This is a genomic window from Enterobacter cloacae complex sp. SYL003 (assembly GCF_049236925.1).
Lineage (GTDB): Bacteria > Pseudomonadota > Gammaproteobacteria > Enterobacterales > Enterobacteriaceae > Enterobacter > Enterobacter intestinihominis.
On record NZ_JBMKJK010000012.1, the window covers coordinates 74,158 to 91,698 of the forward strand.

Consider the following 17,541-nt stretch of genomic DNA (forward strand, 5'->3'; position numbering starts at 1 on the left):
AAACATTACCGCTTCGCGGTTAACTCTGCTATCCGCACAATCACCTGCACCGCTTTTTCCATCCCTTCCAGCGTCACGAACTCATGCTTGCCGTGGTAGTTATATCCACCGGTAAACAGGTTCGGGCACGGCAGGCCCATAAATGACAGCTGCGAACCATCGGTTCCACCACGGATCGGTTTCATCACCGGCTCGATATCACAATCGCGCATCGCCTGCTGGGCGATATCAAGAATGTGCGGATGCTCCATCACCTTCTCGCGCATATTGTAATAGCTGTCTTCGATGATGAGCTCAATATAGCAATCCGGATGCAGTCCCTTGCCGACCTTTTTCGCGATTTCCATCATCTTACGCTTGCGCGCTTCAAAGGCTTTGCGGTCAAAATCGCGGACGATATAGTGCATCTGCGCGCTGTCCACGTTCCCCTTGATGCTGGTCAGATGATAAAAACCCTCATACCCTTCCGTCATCTCCGGGCTCTCTTCGGCAGGAACTTCCGCATGAATACGCGCAGCCAGCGACAGCGCATTCACCATCACCCCTTTCGCAGAGCCCGGGTGCACGTTATTCCCGACGATTTTGATCGTCACCGATGCCGCGTTAAAGTTTTCATACTCAAGTTCACCCACGCCGCCACCGTCGACGGTGTAGGCCCACTGAGCATTAAACGCCTCAACGTCAAAATGTTTCGCGCCTTTTCCTACCTCTTCATCCGGCGTGAAGGCCACGCGGATATCGCCATGTGGGATATTTTTGCCCTTCAGCACCGCCAGCGCCGTCATGATCTCGGCGATACCCGCTTTGTCATCGGCCCCCAGCAAGGTTTTGCCGTCGGTGGTGATTAACGTCTGCCCCAGCAGCTGATGCAGTACCGGGAACATCACCGGCGACAGCACTTCGTCGCCAATGCCCAGCGCAATATCTCCGCCGCGGTAGTTTTCAACAATCTGCGGATTAACGTGTTTACCGCTAAAATCAGGTGAGGTATCGACATGAGAAATAAAGCCAATCGCCGGGATATCTCCCTCAACGTTGGCCGGCAGCGTTCCCATCACGGTCCCCTTTTCACTGAGCGTGACATCAACCAGCCCCATGGCCTCCAGCTGCTCTTTCAGCAGATTTAGCAGCTTCCACTGGCCTTCGGTGCTTGGCACCTGTCGGACCCCCGGCTTAGATTGGGTATCCAGCGAAACGTAATGTAAGAAACGCTCAAGTAGTTTATCCATGCAGTCACCCTCACTTTTTGTGACAACATTATCATTAAGCAGCAAAACGCAAATATTGCGTCAGGTCACTTTTATCCCGCAAACGAGAACTTTTTACGTTTATATCGTTCTGCGTTAATAAATGTAGCTTATGAATAAGTGAGAAGGATTGGCGATTCAATGGGTTTGCCGTAGAATGTCCGCCCTCATTACGAGTCACCAAGGTGGTTACACACAAACCCCGCTTCAGTCTGCTGCCTGAGGCGTCTATATGGGACAGCGCGAAAATTGAATACACAACCCCGTTCCCTTTCACCGCTGGTGCAACTGGAACGAATTCGTAAAAGTTTCGATGGCAAAGATGTCATTTCCGATCTTAATCTGACCATCAATGACGGTGAGTTTCTCACGCTGCTTGGCCCCTCCGGCTGCGGCAAAACCACCGTCCTGCGCCTTATTGCCGGGCTGGAAAGCGTCGATAGCGGCCATATCCATCTTGAGAACCAGGACATTACCCAGGTCCCTGCCGAAGATCGCCACGTCAATACCGTCTTTCAGAGCTATGCCCTGTTCCCGCACATGACCGTGTTTGAGAACGTGGCGTTTGGCCTGCGGATGCAAAAAACACCCGCCAGCGAGATCCCGCCGCGCGTTACCGAAGCCCTGCGCATGGTGCAGCTGGAGGCATTCGCCCAGCGCAAGCCGCATCAACTTTCTGGTGGTCAGCAGCAGCGTGTGGCTATTGCCCGCGCCGTGGTCAACAAACCACGCCTGCTCCTGCTGGATGAATCCCTCTCCGCGCTGGACTACAAGCTGCGCAAGCAGATGCAGAACGAGCTGAAAGCGCTTCAGCGTAAGCTCGGCATCACGTTCGTGTTTGTCACTCACGATCAGGAAGAAGCCCTGACTATGTCAGACCGTATCGTGGTGATGCGTGAGGGCAAGATTGAGCAGGACGGCACGCCGCGTGAAATTTACGAGGAGCCGAAAAACCTGTTCGTCGCCAGCTTCATTGGCGAAATCAATATTTTCAACGCCTCGGTGATTGAGCGTCTGGACGAGCAGCGCGTACTCGCCAACGTGGAAGGCCGCGAATGCAACATCACGGTGAACTTTGCCGTGGAAAAGGGACAAAGGCTCAACGTTCTGCTGCGCCCGGAAGATCTTCGCGTCGATGAGATCCACGACACGGCTGACGCCGAAGGTCTGATCGGTTACGTTCGCGAACGCAACTACAAAGGGATGACCCTCGAATCCGTTGTGGAACTGGAAAACGGCAAAATGGTGATGGTTAGTGAGTTCTTCAACGAGGACGATCCGGACTTCGACCACTCGCTGGATCAGAAGATGGTCATCAACTGGGTAGAAAGCTGGGAGGTTGTACTGGCTGATGAAGAACACAAGTAAGTTCCAGAATGTGGTGATTGCCACGATCGTCGGTTGGCTTGTGTTGTTTGTCTTTCTTCCCAACCTGATGATCATCGTAACCAGCTTCCTGACCCGCGACGACGCGAACTTCGTCTCGATGGTCTTTACGCTGGACAACTACGCACGCCTGCTCGATCCGCTCTACTTTGACGTGCTGCTGCACTCGCTCAATATGGCGCTGATTGCCACCGTTGCCTGTCTGGTGCTGGGGTATCCGTTCGCGTGGTTCCTGGCTCGCCTGCCGCAAAAAGTGCGTCCGCTGCTGCTGTTTTTACTGATTGTGCCATTCTGGACCAACTCGTTGATCCGCATCTACGGGCTGAAAATCTTCCTCAGCACCAAAGGTTATCTGAACGAGTTTCTGCTATGGCTTGGGGTTATTGATACGCCGATCCGCATTATGTTCACTCCGAGCGCGGTGATCGTCGGCCTGGTCTATATCCTGCTGCCGTTTATGGTGATGCCGCTTTACTCAAGTATTGAAAAGCTTGATAAACCACTTCTGGAAGCCGCGAGAGACCTGGGGGCCAGCAAGCTGCAAACCTTTATCCGCATCATTATCCCGCTGACCATGCCGGGCATTATTGCCGGATGTCTGCTGGTCATGTTGCCTGCGATGGGCCTGTTCTACGTGTCGGACCTGATGGGCGGGGCGAAAAACCTGCTGATCGGCAACGTGATCAAGAGCCAGTTCCTGAACATCCGCGACTGGCCGTTCGGCTCGGCCACCAGCATTACGCTGACGGTGGTAATGGGGCTGATGCTGCTGGTTTACTGGCGTGCCTCACGCCTGCTGAACAAGAAGGTGGAGCTGGAATGATCGGTCGACTGCTTCGCGGCGGTTTTATGACCGCCATTTATGCCTATCTCTATATTCCAATAATCATTTTGATCGTGAACTCCTTTAACAGTTCACGCTTCGGGATCAACTGGCAAGGGTTTACCACCAAATGGTATGGCCTGCTGATGAACAATGACAGCCTGCTACAGGCCGCTCAGCACTCGCTGACGATGGCGGTATTCTCTGCCACCTTCGCGACGCTGATTGGCTCGCTGACCGCCGTGGCGCTGTACCGCTACCGTTTTCGCGGTAAGCCGTTCGTCAGCGGTATGCTGTTTGTGGTGATGATGTCCCCGGACATCGTGATGGCCATTTCACTGCTGGTGCTGTTTATGCTGCTGGGCGTCCAGCTCGGTTTCTGGTCGCTGCTGTTTTCGCATATCACCTTCTGCCTGCCGTTTGTGGTGGTAACCGTCTACGCGCGACTGAAAGGATTCGATGTACGCATGCTGGAAGCGGCGAAGGATCTGGGAGCCAGCGAGATGACCATTCTTCGCAAAATCATCCTGCCGCTGGCGATGCCTGCCGTGGCAGCCGGATGGCTGCTCAGCTTTACCCTGTCGATGGACGACGTGGTCGTGTCCTCCTTCGTCACCGGGCCGAGCTACGAAATTCTGCCGTTGAAGATCTACTCAATGGTGAAAGTCGGTGTTTCACCCGAAGTGAACGCGCTGGCGACTATTCTGTTGGTGTTATCGCTGGTTCTGGTGATTGCCAGCCAGGTTATTGCTCGTGATAAAACAAAATCTCAGGGGACACAGAAATGAAAAAAATGCTTGCCGCTGCGGCACTGGTGCTCGGAATGGGTGCCGCGCATGCTGATGACAGCAAAACGCTCTATTTCTACAACTGGACCGAGTATGTGCCGCCGGGCCTGCTAGAGCAGTTCACCAAAGAGACGGGCATCAAGGTGATCTATTCGACCTACGAGTCGAATGAAACCATGTACGCCAAGCTCAAAACCTATAAAGATGGCGCGTATGACCTGGTGGTGCCGTCGACCTATTTCGTCGACAAGATGCGCAAAGAAGGCATGATCCAGAAGATCGATAAAACGAAGCTAACCAATTTTTCAAACCTCGATCCTGAGATGCTAAACAAGCCGTTCGACCCGAACAACGATTATTCCATTCCGTACATCTGGGGCGCGACGGCAATTGGCGTCAACAGCGATGCCGTTGATCCAAAAACGGTTTCATCCTGGGCTGACCTGTGGAAGCCGGAATACAAAAGCAGCCTGCTGTTAACCGATGATGCGCGCGAAGTGTTCCAGATTGCGCTGCGTAAACTCGGCTACTCCGGCAACACCACCGATCCGAAAGAGATCGAAGCGGCGTATAACGAACTGAAAAAGCTGATGCCAAACGTGGCAGCGTTCAACTCGGATAACCCGGCTAACCCGTATATGGAAGGTGAAGTGAATCTGGGGATGGTCTGGAATGGCTCTGCGTTTGTGGCGCGTCAGGCCGGTACGCCGCTGGAGGTGGTCTGGCCGAAAGAGGGCGGCATCTTCTGGATGGACAGCCTCGCGATCCCGGCTAATGCGAAAAACGTCGATGGCGCCCTGAAGCTGATTAACTTCCTGCTGCGCCCGGATGTGGCAAAACAGGTGGCGGAAACTATTGGTTACCCGACACCAAACCTGGCCGCGCGGAAGCTGTTAAGTCCTGAAGTGGCGAATGATAAATCGCTTTATCCGGACGCTGAAACCATCAGCAAAGGGGAATGGCAGAACGACGTCGGTGACGCGAGCCGCCTGTATGAAGAGTATTATCAGAAGCTAAAAGCAGGCCGTTAATGCACAACGGGCGACGCAAGGTCGCCCGTTACCCTTATAGCCCCTTCAGGAGTTTATCCACAAAGGCTGGTACCACCTCGCTGGCCAGACCGTAATGCTTCTCTTCAAACTCACTCCCGACCTGGCTTGGCTCCAGATTAAGCTCCACCGTATGGGCACCTTGCAGTCGCGCTTCGTGAACAAACCCCGCCGCAGGATAGACATGTCCTGAGGTACCAATGGCGATAAAGACGTCCGCCATGGCCAGGGCGCTGTAGATCTCATCCATTCCCAGCGGCATTTCGCCAAACCAGACCACATGGGGACGCAGACGCGAAGGGAACTGACAGCAGTGGCAGCGGTCTTCGTCCAGCACGTCCTCTTTCCACTCCAGCACCTGCCCACTCCATGCACACCGCACCTTGAGCAGTTCGCCGTGCATGTGAATGATGTTGTGGTTTCCGGCTCTTTCATGAAGATTGTCGATGTTTTGCGTCACCAGCAGAAAACGATCCCCCAGCGCCTCCTCCAGCTTTGCCAGCGCCAGGTGCGCCGCGTTTGGCGCAATCTCCGGCTGCTGAAGCTGGCGACGGCGGGCGTTGTAAAACGCCTGAACCAGCGCCGGATCGCGGGCGAAACCTTCCGGCGTCGCCACATCTTCTACTCGGTGTTCTTCCCACAGCCCGTCCGCCGCGCGGAAGGTCTGAATACCGGATTCGGCGGAGATCCCCGCCCCGGTCAACACCACCACTCTGGGTTTATCCATCGCTTCTGGCATCATCCTGTCTCTGAAAAAGATCCGCTGACGCAGGCGTTCACGTAAGCGGCGTTTATTTTTGCGAAAACGGCTGAGTCGACCCTGGCGACGCGACAGCATAGTAACCTCGTAAACTAATCGGTGAGATGAAGGAATGCGGCTCCGCGCATGCCTCCTGCGTCCCCGTGTCGCGCACGCTCAATGCGCGGCACGCGGGCGACCGGCAATAAATGTCGGGGCAAACGCCCGGACAGCTGTTCCGTAATCGCAGTGAAATTTGACAGCCCTCCCCCGATCACCAGCAGATCCGGGTCGACGATGGTCAGGATATTCCCCAGACACACCGCCAGCAAATCAAGATAACGCTCAACGTGCTCACGCGCCTGCGCGTCTCCCTGCTCCCACAGCGTAATGATTTGAGGGGCCTCAAGTTTCTGATGATAGAAGTGTTCATAAAGCCATGCAAACCCGCGCCCTGAAAGGTAACTCTCAATGCAGCCGTGCTGACCACAGCCGCAGCGGGTAAGCGGGAAATCACGACCAACGACGTCCAGCGCATCCACCGGCAGACGGATATGACCAAATTCTCCGGTAATGTAGCTGCGCCCTGTAATGGGCTTGCCGTTAATGACAATCCCGCCACCGACGCCCGTTCCGAGGATCAGCCCCATCACCAACGGATAGCGACGAAACTCGTCGTCCCAGGCCTCTGAGAGAGCAAAACAGTTGGCATCGTTGTCTAAGCGCACGTCGCGCTCAAGGAGAGCAGAAAGATCGGCACGCAGGGGTTTGCCGCTTGCAGCAGGAACGTTGGCGGCATACAGCGTGCCGTCGTCGGTTTCGGGCATACCCGGTATACCAATGCCGACGCTGCCTTTGACGCCAAAGCGTTCATCCGCCTGCGCCACCAGCGCGGCAATGGCGGTTAAAAATTCATCGTAGCTATCGCGCGGCGTAGGCACGCGGGTTTCCCATTGTAACTTAAGGTCTTTATCGAACACGCCGAGCGCAATCTTGGTGCCGCCAATATCAAATCCGTAATACATGATGCATTCCTCTGTTTGATTCAGCGGCCAAAAGACCGCTAAACCATGACGAAATTACTGGCCACTTAATACCCTCGCCGGATCAATTCGGCTTGCGCGACGCGCCGGATACCAGCTTGCCAGCAGACTCAGTAAAAGTGCTGTAACCAGCACATAAATGACGTCCAGCCAGTGCAGTTCAGACGGCAGGAAGTCAATAAAATAGATATCGCCTGACAGGAATTGATGGCCGATAAGCGCCTCAATCCCGTTGATAATCGGCGTCAGCTGAAGAGACACCACCACGCCGATGACCACGCCGCAGAGGCTACCAAACAGCCCCGCCAGCAAACCGTACCAGACGAAGATGGCGCGAATAAGACCGTCTTTCGCCCCTAAGGTACGCAGCACGGCAATGTCGCCGCTCTTGTCCTTAACGGCCATGACCAGCGTAGAGACGATATTAAAGCACGCCACGCCAATCACCAGCACCATCGCCAGATACATAATCGCGCGGATCATCTGGATATCACGGTACATATACCCGTAAGTGCCGATCCAGCTTTTGATGTAGACATAGTTATTGGTCACGCTGCCAGCGTCACGCACCAGTGTATTGGCGTTGAAAACGTCGTTAACCTTAATGGCAATGCCCGTCACGCTGTCGCTCATATCCAGATACTGGCGCGCATCTTCCAGCGGCACCATCGCGAAGCTGTGATCGAGCTGGCCGCTCAGCTGCAAAATACCGGTGACGTGCAGACGCACGCGCTTAGGCTGCTGCAATTTGTGATCAGCGCTGGCGTTCGGGATCATGATCGAGACCCAGTCGCCCTGCTTCACCTTCAGTGCATCGGCAACGCCTTTGCCCATGATGATCTGCTGTTCGCCAGCCTTAAAGTTTGCCCATGCACCATTTTGCACATAGCGAGGCAGCGCGCTCAGACGCTCCTCCTGACGTGGGTTCACCCCTTTCACCTGAATGGCGCGCAGGTTTACCCCGCTCTCTACCAGCCCGGTAAAGTTGATGTAAGGTGCAGCCGCCGCAATGCCGGGTACCTTTTCCACTTTGTTAAGGGCATCACGCCAGCTGGACCACGGCTGGTTAACCGGCTCGATTTCACCGTGGGGTACAACGGCCAGAATGCGGTTATTCAGTTCGCGCTCAAAGCCATTCATGGCGCTTAAGCCCACGATTAGAACCGCCACGCCCAGGGCGATACCGATGGTGGAGATCACGGAAATAAGGGAAACCATCCCGCTCCGGCGACGACCGCGGCTAAAGCGTAACCCAATGAGTAACGATAACGGTGAAGCCATTACTCCGCTCCCATCAGCGTCAGTTCTGCATTCAGACGACCGTCGCGCATTTCCAGCTGACGGCCCATCCGCTTAGCCAGCTGCAAATCGTGCGTGACCACCAGAAATGCGGTTCCCTGCGCGGCGTTCAGTTCGCCGAGAAGCTGGAAAATGCTGTCTGCGTTACGCGCATCGAGGTTACCTGTCGGTTCATCCGCCAGCACCAGGCGCGGGTTGTTGACCAGCGCACGGGCGATGGCCACACGCTGACGCTCGCCGCCGGAAAGCTCAGACGGACGATGATTCCCGCGATGACCCAGCCCTACCGCGTTTAGCATGTCGCTGGCGCGGGCATTGATTTCTGCGGGTTTCTTTTTACCAATCAGCAGCGGCATTGCGACGTTTTCCAGCGCCGTAAAGTCCGGCAGCAGGTGGTGGAACTGATAGATAAAACCCAGCTCACGGTTACGCAGCTCGGCTTTCGCCGTAGACGACATTTTACTCAGCGGCTGACCGGAGAAGATCACATCGCCTTCGGTTGGCGTGTCCAGCCCGCCCAGCAGGTGCAGCAGCGTACTTTTGCCGGAGCCGGAGCTGCCGACAATCGCCATCATCTCGCCTTCACCCACGCTAAAGCTCACATTGTGCAGCACGTCGGTCTGCACAGCGCCTTCCTGATAGCGTTTGGACAGGTTGTCGCACTGCAACAGGATCTTATTCATAACGTAAAGCCTCAGCGGGTTGAGTGGCGGCAGCCCGCCAGGAAGGATAAAGCGTAGAGAGCAGCGCAATAGCCATCGCGGCCAGCGCAATACCGACCACCTGGAGCGGCTCGATAGCCACCGGCAGCGCCGCACCATCAAGCAGCGCGCCGATAATCGGCATGAGATTGTTGAGCTGGCTGGCGAGCAGCGCACCCAGCGCCGCGCCGAGCAGCGCGCCGATGATGCCAGCGCTGGCGCCCTGGACCATAAATACCGCCATGATCTGGCGCGGCGTCAGCCCCTGGGTTTGCAGAATGGCGACTTCGCCTTGCTTCTCCATCACCATCAGCCCGAGCGAGGTGATGATATTAAACGCGGCAACGGCCACGATCAGGCTCAGCAGCAGCCCCATCATGTTTTTCTCCATGCGCACGGCCTGGAACAGTTCGCCTTTGCGGTCGCGCCAGTCCTGCCATTTCGTTCCTTCCGGTAGCGTCTGCTGGCTAAGGGTATCCACCTTCAGCGGCGCATCAAGCCACAGACGCCAGCCGGTGATATTTCCCGCCGGGTAGCGCATCAGACGCGAGGCGTCCTGAATGTTAACCAGCATCTGGTAACCATCGACTTCGCTGTTCGCCGCAAACGTGCCAATCACGTTGAACAGGCGCTGGCTTGGCAGACGCCCCATCGGCGTAAACTGACTGGCTGAGGGCACCATCACGCGCAGTTGATCGCCACGGTTGACCCCGAGCTGCCCGGCAAGCTGCTCACCGAGGATGACGTTGTATTTACCCGCTTCCAGGTCGGTTTGTTTCACATTGACCAGGAACGGCGTCAGCGGATCTTTTTGCGCCGGATCGATACCCAGCATCACCCCGACCGCCACGCTGCGGGCGCTTTGCAGCACCACATCGCCCGTCGTGAGGGGCGCAACGCGCGTGACACCCTGTAACTTCACCGCGCTTTCCGGCAGCTGTTGCGGGTTAACGGAGCCCTGAGTGGAAGAGAGAACGGCCTGCGGCATCAGCCCCAGGATATTGTTTTGCAGCTCGCGCTCGAAGCCGTTCATGACGGAAAGCACCGTCACCAGAGCCATCACGCCAAGCGTAATGCCAATAGTCGAAAGCCAGGAGACAAAGCGACCGAAGCGGTCCGCGGCGCGCCCACGCATGTAACGTAAGCCTATGAAGAGTGCGACAGGTTGATACATGAAATCCGTCTGTTTGCTGATAGCAGACCCACGAGTATATAAGCGAATCCGCTAAGCGTAAATGACTGAAACCGTAAGATTCGGTAATCATTTTTCCGAAAAATTCAGATAAATCATCAAGCTACTGATTGAACTTCCGCCATACAGCCTCCACCTTTTCCGAAAATCGTCCTGATACAGACTGTTACCCGTTACATCGGGGTTTCATTTTACAACAATCGACCTTTCGTTTATGGCAACAAGGTCGTCACGCACAATGAAACAAAAAGCATTATGGATTAACCAGATAAAAGGGCTGTGCATCTGCCTGGTGGTGATTTACCACTCGGTGATCACCTTTTATCCTCACCTGGACGGGCTACAGCATCCGTTATCGGGCCTGCTCGCCAAATGCTGGGTCTACTTTAATCTTTACCTCGCACCGTTCCGTATGCCGGTGTTTTTCTTCATCTCCGGCTATTTGATTCGTCGATATATTGACGAGGTGAACTGGCGCACCAGTCTCGACAAGCGGATCTGGAGCATTGTCTGGGTGCTGGCCCTGTGGGGCGTCCTGCAATGGCAGGCGCTGACCCATCTGAATGCCTGGCTCGCCCCCGAGCGTGAACTGGCGACAGCATCCAATGCGGCCTACGCCGATTCCGTTTCAGGGTTTGTACTGGGAATGCTCACGGCCAGCACCAGCCTGTGGTACTTGTACGCCTTAGTAGTCTACTTCACGCTCTGTAAACTGCTGAGCCGCTGGAAACTGCCGATGCTGGGGCTTCTGGCGCTGGCAAGCATCGCCATTAACTTCCTGCCTTTACCGTGGTGGGGAATGAACAGCGTGGTGCGCAACATGATCTACTACAGCCTCGGCGCATGGTACGGCGCGCAGTTGATGACGTGGATGAAAGGGATGAATTTGCGCCGCAGCTGGCTGGTACTTATCGCCTCTGGCGCGGTGTCGGTAGTGCTGTGGTTCGCTAATGTTCCTCTGCCGCTCTCACTGCTGTCGATCGTGGTCATCATGAAGCTCTTTTACAGCTTCGAGCAGCGTTATGCCGTTCATCCCAATAATCTGCTGAACGTCATCGGTTCAAACACCATCGCGATTTATACCACTCACCGCATTTTAATTGAGGCGTTTAGCCTGCTCCTGATTCGCGAAATGAATGCGGCGTACTGGCCGATCTGGGCGGAGTTAACGCTGATTCTGGTCTATCCGTTCGTCAGCCTGCTCGTCTGCACGCTGGTTGGACTGGGCGCACGTAAGCTCTCGACCGCCCTCTTTGGCGACCTTTTCTTCTCCCCTCCCGCGCGTCTTACGCCACAGCTCGCCAGCCGCTAACCTACCCTGCCCCCATCCGGGGGCACTTTTCCTCTTGTGCGGTTACGATTTGCTTATGCATAACGATCGAGGATAATAAAGACATTGCGTATCAGTGATATGCCCCAATACTGTTGGTATATCCCCAAGAGACCCTGACATAGCCATGCCTGAACACTATCGTTTTTCCTTGCCTGTAAAAGCAGGTGACCAACGCCAGCTGGGCGAACTGACAGGCGCGGCCTGCGCCACGCTGGTGGCGGAAATTGCCGAGCGCCATCCGGGGCCGGTGGTGCTGGTTGCCCCGGACATGCAAAACGCCCTGCGCCTGCACGACGAAATTCGTCAGTTCACCGACAGTCTGGTATTCAGCCTGGCCGACTGGGAAACGCTTCCCTACGACAGTTTCTCTCCGCACCAGGAGATCATCTCCTCACGCCTGTCGACGCTGTATCAGCTCCCCACCATGCAGCGCGGCGTGCTGATTGTGCCGGTGAATACCCTGATGCAGCGCGTCTGTCCGCACAGCTATTTGCACGGCCATGCGCTGGTGATGAAAAAAGGCCAGCGCCTGTCGCGCGATGCCCTGCGCGTGCAGCTTGACGGAGCCGGTTACCGTCATGTCGATCAGGTGATGGAGCACGGCGAATACGCGACGCGCGGTGCGCTGCTGGATCTCTATCCAATGGGCAGCGACCAGCCGTATCGTCTGGATTTCTTCGATGATGAGATCGACAGCCTGCGCGTGTTCGACGCCGACACCCAGCGCACGCTGGAGGAAGTGGACTCCATTAATCTGCTGCCCGCCCATGAGTTCCCGACGGATAAAACCGCCATCGAACTGTTCCGCAGCCAGTGGCGCGACAGGTTCGACGTGAAACGTGATGCCGAACATATCTACCAGCAGGTCAGCAAAGGCACCCTTCCGGCCGGGATCGAGTACTGGCAGCCCCTGTTCTTTAACGAACCGCTGCCGGCGCTGTTCAGCTACTTCCCGGCGAATACGCTGATTGTTAACACCGGGGATATCGACGCCAGCGCCAGCCGCTTTGAAAGCGAAACGCGCGCCCGCTTTGAAAACCGGGGCGTTGACCCGATGCGTCCGCTGCTGCCGCCGGAAATGCTGTGGCTGCGTACCGACGAGCTCAACGCCGAGCTAAAACGCTGGCCGCGTATGCAGCTCAAAACCGATTCGCTTGCCGATAAGGCGGCGAACACCAATCTCGCGTTCCGGACGCTGCCCGATCTGGCCGTCCAGGCGCAGCAGAAATCCCCGCTCGATAACCTGCGCAAGTTTCTTGATTCCTTCACCGGGCCAGTGGTGTTCTCCGTTGAGAGTGAGGGTCGTCGTGAAGCGCTGGGCGAACTACTAGGGCGGATCAAAGTTGCACCGAAGCGCATTCATCGCCTGAGCGAAGCGACCGGAAATGGTCGTTACCTGATGATCGGCTCCGCCGAACACGGATTTATTGATACGCTCAATAACCTGGCCTTGATTTGTGAAAGCGACCTGCTGGGCGAGCGCGTGGCGCGCCGTCGTCAGGACAGCCGTCGCACCATCAACCCGGACACCCTGATCCGCAACCTGGCCGAACTGCACCCCGGTCAGCCGATCGTTCACCTGGAACACGGTGTGGGTCGCTATCAGGGAATGACCACCCTCGAAGCAGGCGGCATCAAAGGTGAATACCTGATGCTGACCTACGCGAACGACGCCAAACTGTACGTGCCGGTGTCGTCCCTGCACCTTATCAGCCGCTACGCCGGTGGCGCGGAAGATAACGCGCCGCTGCATAAGCTGGGCGGCGACGCCTGGTCACGCGCGCGGCAGAAGGCGGCGGAAAAAGTGCGCGACGTGGCCGCCGAGCTGCTGGACATTTACGCCCAGCGCGCGGCCAAAGAGGGTTATGCGTTTAAGCATGATAAAGAGCAGTACCAGCTGTTCTGCGACAGCTTCCCGTTTGAAACTACGCCGGATCAGGCTCAGGCCATAAATGCCGTGCTGAGCGACATGTGCCAGCCGCTGGCGATGGATCGCTTAGTCTGCGGCGACGTGGGCTTCGGTAAAACCGAGGTAGCAATGCGTGCCGCTTTCCTGGCGGTGGAAAACAACAAGCAGGTGGCGGTGCTGGTGCCGACTACCCTCCTCGCCCAGCAGCACTTCGACAACTTCCGCGACCGCTTCGCCAACTGGCCGGTACGCATTGAGATGCTGTCGCGTTTCCGCAGCGCCAAAGAGCAGACGCAAATCCTGGAACAGGCAAGCGAAGGCAAAATTGACATTCTGATCGGCACCCACAAGCTGCTGCAAAGCGACGTGAAGTGGAAAGATCTGGGGCTGCTGATCGTCGATGAAGAGCACCGCTTTGGGGTGCGCCACAAAGAGCGCATCAAAGCGATGCGCGCCGACGTCGACATTCTGACCCTGACCGCCACGCCGATCCCGCGCACCCTGAATATGGCGATGAGCGGCATGCGCGATCTGTCGATTATTGCCACCCCGCCGGCGCGCCGTCTGGCGGTGAAAACCTTTGTTCGCGAGTACGACAATCTGGTGGTTCGCGAGGCGATCCTGCGTGAAGTGCTGCGCGGCGGCCAGGTATATTACCTGTATAACGACGTTGAAAACATTCAGAAAGCCGCCGACAGGCTGGCAGAGCTGGTGCCGGAAGCGCGCATCGCCATTGGTCACGGCCAGATGCGCGAGCGCGAGCTGGAGCGGGTGATGAACGACTTCCACCATCAGCGTTTCAACGTGCTGGTATGTACCACCATCATTGAGACCGGGATCGACATTCCGACGGCGAACACCATCATCATCGAACGCGCGGATCACTTCGGCCTGGCCCAGTTGCATCAGCTGCGCGGGCGCGTCGGGCGTTCGCACCATCAGGCCTACGCGTGGCTGCTGACGCCGCATCCGAAGGCGATGACCACCGACGCGCAAAAGCGTCTGGAAGCTATCGCCTCGCTGGAAGATCTGGGTGCTGGCTTTGCGCTGGCGACGCACGACCTGGAGATCCGCGGCGCCGGTGAGTTGTTGGGTGAAGACCAGAGCGGCTCCATGGAAACCATCGGTTTTTCTCTGTATATGGAGCTGCTGGAAAATGCCGTCGACGCGCTTAAAGCCGGACGTGAACCGTCTCTGGAAGATCTCACCAGCCAGCAGACCGAAGTGGAACTGCGCATGCCTTCCCTGTTGCCGGATGATTTTATTCCTGACGTGAATACCCGTCTGTCGTTCTACAAACGTATTGCCAGCGCGAAAAGCGAAGGCGAGCTGGAAGAGATTAAAGTCGAACTGATTGACCGTTTTGGGATATTGCCCGATGCGGCGCGCAACCTGCTGGATATTGCCCGCCTGCGTCAGCAGGCGCAGAAGCTGGGCATTCGCAAGCTTGAAGGCAACGAGAAAGGCGGCGTAATTGAGTTTGCCGAGAAGAACCACGTCGATCCGATGTGGCTGATTGGCCTTCTGCAAAAACAGCCGCAGCATTTCCGTCTTGATGGCCCGACGCGTCTGAAATTTACTCAGGATCTGACGGAACGTAAAATCCGCATGGACTGGGTGCGTAACTTTATGCGTCAGTTGGAAGAGAACGCCATCGCATAACGGTTTCCCCCGCCAGCGCCCGGCTGGTGGGGGACAATTTACAAACTCTTTGCACTTCGCCCGATCTTCCCGACCATACATTCGCCATAATTATCATTAACGCCTTATAAAACAATAACCTTATCATTTGTATGGATTATGATAATGATGATTTCTTCGCGTTTTACCCGCTGGTTAACTCTGGTTGCGCTGGCCGCGACGGTTGCCGTCGCGCTCCCTGCTCGCGCCAATACCTGGCCTCTTCCGCCCGCCGGCAGCAACGTCGTAGGTGAAAACCGCTTTCACGTGGTTGAAAACGATGGCGGTTCGCTGGAAGCGATTGCTAAAAAATATAACGTCGGGTTCCTGGCGCTGTTGCAGGCCAACCCGGGCGTAGATCCCTATGTGCCCCGGGCGGGCAGCGTACTGACGATTCCGCTGCAAACCATCCTGCCGGACGCGCCGCGTCAGGGCATTGTAATTAACCTCGCCGAACTGCGTCTGTATTACTACCCGCCGGGCAAGAACGAAGTGACCGTTTACCCTATCGGTATTGGTCAACTGGGGGGCGATACGCTGACCCCTACCATGGTCACCACCGTCTCTGATAAGCGCGCTAATCCAACCTGGACTCCGACGGCAAACATCCGCGCCCGCTATAAGGCACAGGGTATCGATCTCCCTGCCGTGGTTCCCGCGGGCCCGGATAATCCGATGGGGCACCATGCCATTCGCCTGGCGGCCTACGGTGGGGTTTATCTTCTGCACGGAACGAATGCGGATTTTGGGATCGGGATGCGCGTCAGCTCCGGCTGCATTCGCCTGCGCGATGACGACATCAAAACGCTCTACCGCGTGATCGCCCCTGGCACGAAAGTGAATATCATCAATACGCCGATTAAAGTGTCTGAAGAGCCGGGTGGCGTCCGTCTGGTTGAGATCCACCAGCCGCTATCGAAAAACATTAATGACGATCCGCAGACGCTGCCGATTAATCTGAATGCCTCGATGGTGAGCTTTAAAACGAATGCAAACACCGATGGCGCAGTGATGGAGCGGGCGATGGAAGCGCGCTCGGGGATGCCAACCGATGTCACGCGGCATCATGAGGTTGCTCAGCAGTCAATGTAGAACGGTAATAACGACAAACGCCCTGCATTAGCAGGGCGTTTTTTTTGCAGTGGCATAACGGAGGGTTGCGTTACGCTTATTTGTAGATGACTGCGGTACCGTGCAGGGTGTTAGGACCGGTCACAGAGGTGATGCGGAATGATTTCGCACCCATTTCGTCAGCTTTTTGTGCCAGCTGATCTTCCAGAGAGCCGAGGTTAGTCCCGGCAGTGGCAGAGATGGTACCGACTTTCTGCTGGTCTGCTGGAGTGGATTGCACTTCAACAGCAGCGAAGCTTGCGAAAGAGAGTGAACTCAGAACGGCGGCAGCGATGAGGGTTTTAACGTTTTTCATGATTTTATACCTTTGGGCAGATGATGTAGTGGTCGTTAGTTATTTAGTTAACGATCGATAGGTAAATGATAGATGTGATCCAGGTCACACGTCAACCCATTTTTATAATGGTCGTTAAATTAATTTCATTTTCCTTATATTTCATAAAGATAAAATTAAATTATTTTTAAGAAATCACCGCTGGTCGTCGCAGACGTTTATTTTTATAATGACTATTCAACAAAACAACAGAGGACCAACGGCACATGACAACCGATGTCACGCGTTGCACAAAGAAAAGCCGTGGCCGACCAAAAGTGTTCGACAGGGATGCGGCGCTCGATAAGGCCATGACGCTCTTCTGGCAGCATGGGTATGAAGCCACGTCGCTCTCCGACCTGGTGGAAGCAACGGGCGCGAAAGCCCCTACCCTGTACGCAGAGTTCACCAACAAAGAAGGCTTATTCCGGGCCGTTCTGGACAGATACATCTCGCGCTTCGCGGCAAAACACGAGGCCCAGCTATTCTGTGAAGAAAAAACGGTTGAGCAGGCATTGCAGGATTATTTCTGCGCAGTCGCAACCTGCTTTACCAGTAAAGACACGCCCGCGGGCTGTTTTATGATCAACACCTCCGCGACCCTCGCGGCATCGTCGAAAGAGATTGCCAACACGGTCAAATCGCGCCATGCGATGCAGGAGGAGACGCTCAGCACGTTTCTGGCTCAACGCCAGCAGCGCGGTGAAATCCCGGCGCATTGCCGTCCGCAGGAGCTGGCCCAGTATCTGAGCTGTATTCTACAGGGGATGTCCATCAGCGCCCGTGAAGGCGCGACGCTGGAAAAACTGCAGGGGATTACGCAAATAACGCTGCGCCTGTGGCCTGAACTTCTTAAACTCTGACGCAAAAAAAGCTCCTCAGCCTGAGCGCATGAGGAGCTAAGTTCA

At 55.9% G+C, this 17,541-nt stretch carries 15 protein-coding genes; 8 read left to right on the forward strand and 7 right to left on the reverse strand.

From position 1 onward, the window contains the following. Positions 1–5: 5 nt before the first annotated feature. A complete protein-coding gene (pepT, locus tag ACOT1A_RS16140) occupies positions 6–1,229 on the reverse strand; it encodes a peptidase T (protein ID WP_032624465.1) in 1,224 nt (407 codons plus the stop codon). A 237-nt stretch (positions 1,230–1,466) separates the two neighbouring features. Between pepT and potA the strand changes: the two genes are divergently transcribed. Genes potA through potD form a run of 4 tightly spaced genes read left to right on the forward strand, consistent with a single transcriptional unit; the run spans position 1,467 to position 5,275 of the window. Continuing rightward, positions 1,467–2,615 carry a spermidine/putrescine ABC transporter ATP-binding protein PotA gene (gene potA, locus ACOT1A_RS16145; RefSeq protein ID WP_276170117.1) on the forward strand — a complete coding sequence of 383 codons (1,149 nt, stop codon included), beginning with the start codon at positions 1,467–1,469 and terminating at the stop codon, positions 2,613–2,615. Then, positions 2,599–3,456, forward strand: coding sequence for a spermidine/putrescine ABC transporter permease PotB (potB, locus tag ACOT1A_RS16150; protein WP_108367738.1), 858 nt, complete (start codon positions 2,599–2,601; stop codon positions 3,454–3,456). Before potA ends, potB begins: the two co-directional genes overlap by 17 nt. Beyond that, positions 3,453–4,244: a spermidine/putrescine ABC transporter permease PotC gene (gene potC, locus ACOT1A_RS16155; protein ID WP_015570805.1), complete on the forward strand. Its 792-nt coding sequence runs from the start codon at positions 3,453–3,455 to the stop codon at positions 4,242–4,244. Before potB ends, potC begins: the two co-directional genes overlap by 4 nt. After that, positions 4,241–5,275 carry a spermidine/putrescine ABC transporter substrate-binding protein PotD gene (potD, locus tag ACOT1A_RS16160; protein WP_022647761.1) on the forward strand — a complete coding sequence of 345 codons (1,035 nt, stop codon included), beginning with the start codon at positions 4,241–4,243 and terminating at the stop codon, positions 5,273–5,275. Before potC ends, potD begins: the two co-directional genes overlap by 4 nt. Positions 5,276–5,309: 34 nt before the next feature. Here the strand turns inward: potD and cobB are convergent, their stop codons facing one another. From cobB to lolC, 5 genes are read right to left on the reverse strand one after another with little or no spacing between them, the layout of a single operon-like run. Continuing rightward, positions 5,310–6,131 carry a Sir2 family NAD+-dependent deacetylase gene (cobB, locus tag ACOT1A_RS16165; RefSeq protein WP_022647760.1) on the reverse strand — a complete coding sequence of 274 codons (822 nt, stop codon included), beginning with the start codon at positions 6,129–6,131 and terminating at the stop codon, positions 5,310–5,312. A gap of 14 nt (positions 6,132–6,145) precedes the next feature. After that, positions 6,146–7,057 carry an N-acetylglucosamine kinase gene (gene nagK, locus ACOT1A_RS16170; RefSeq protein WP_023299807.1) on the reverse strand — a complete coding sequence of 304 codons (912 nt, stop codon included), beginning with the start codon at positions 7,055–7,057 and terminating at the stop codon, positions 6,146–6,148. A 54-nt stretch (positions 7,058–7,111) separates the two neighbouring features. After that, positions 7,112–8,356 (reverse strand): lipoprotein-releasing ABC transporter permease subunit LolE, encoded by a 1,245-nt coding sequence (gene lolE / locus ACOT1A_RS16175; protein ID WP_022647758.1) that lies wholly within the window; start codon positions 8,354–8,356, stop codon positions 7,112–7,114. Further along, positions 8,356–9,057: a lipoprotein-releasing ABC transporter ATP-binding protein LolD gene (gene lolD, locus ACOT1A_RS16180; protein ID WP_032624471.1), complete on the reverse strand. Its 702-nt coding sequence runs from the start codon at positions 9,055–9,057 to the stop codon at positions 8,356–8,358. The genes lolE and lolD overlap by 1 nt, the downstream gene beginning before the upstream one ends. After that, complete coding sequence (gene lolC / locus ACOT1A_RS16185; RefSeq protein WP_017384712.1) at positions 9,050–10,249, reverse strand: lipoprotein-releasing ABC transporter permease subunit LolC; 1,200 nt, start codon at positions 10,247–10,249, stop codon at positions 9,050–9,052. The genes lolD and lolC overlap by 8 nt, the downstream gene beginning before the upstream one ends. A gap of 256 nt (positions 10,250–10,505) precedes the next feature. Here lolC and ACOT1A_RS16190 point away from each other — a divergent pair, with 256 nt between their 5' ends. The 3 genes from ACOT1A_RS16190 (at position 10,506) to ldtC (ending at position 16,281) form a co-directional block, all read left to right on the forward strand. After that, positions 10,506–11,579 carry an acyltransferase family protein gene (locus tag ACOT1A_RS16190; protein WP_022647756.1) on the forward strand — a complete coding sequence of 358 codons (1,074 nt, stop codon included), beginning with the start codon at positions 10,506–10,508 and terminating at the stop codon, positions 11,577–11,579. A gap of 145 nt (positions 11,580–11,724) precedes the next feature. Further along, complete coding sequence (mfd, locus tag ACOT1A_RS16195; protein ID WP_032624473.1) at positions 11,725–15,171, forward strand: transcription-repair coupling factor; 3,447 nt, start codon at positions 11,725–11,727, stop codon at positions 15,169–15,171. 144 nt (positions 15,172–15,315) lie between these two features. Continuing rightward, a complete protein-coding gene (gene ldtC, locus ACOT1A_RS16200; RefSeq protein WP_022650791.1) occupies positions 15,316–16,281 on the forward strand; it encodes a L,D-transpeptidase LdtC in 966 nt (321 codons plus the stop codon). Between the two features lie 76 nt (positions 16,282–16,357). Here the strand turns inward: ldtC and bhsA are convergent, their stop codons facing one another. Continuing rightward, positions 16,358–16,615, reverse strand: coding sequence for a multiple stress resistance protein BhsA (gene bhsA / locus ACOT1A_RS16205; RefSeq protein WP_006809234.1), 258 nt, complete (start codon positions 16,613–16,615; stop codon positions 16,358–16,360). Between the two features lie 245 nt (positions 16,616–16,860). Between bhsA and ACOT1A_RS16210 the strand changes: the two genes are divergently transcribed. Then, complete coding sequence (locus ACOT1A_RS16210; protein ID WP_276170106.1) at positions 16,861–17,496, forward strand: TetR/AcrR family transcriptional regulator; 636 nt, start codon at positions 16,861–16,863, stop codon at positions 17,494–17,496. Positions 17,497–17,541 lie beyond the last annotated feature (45 nt).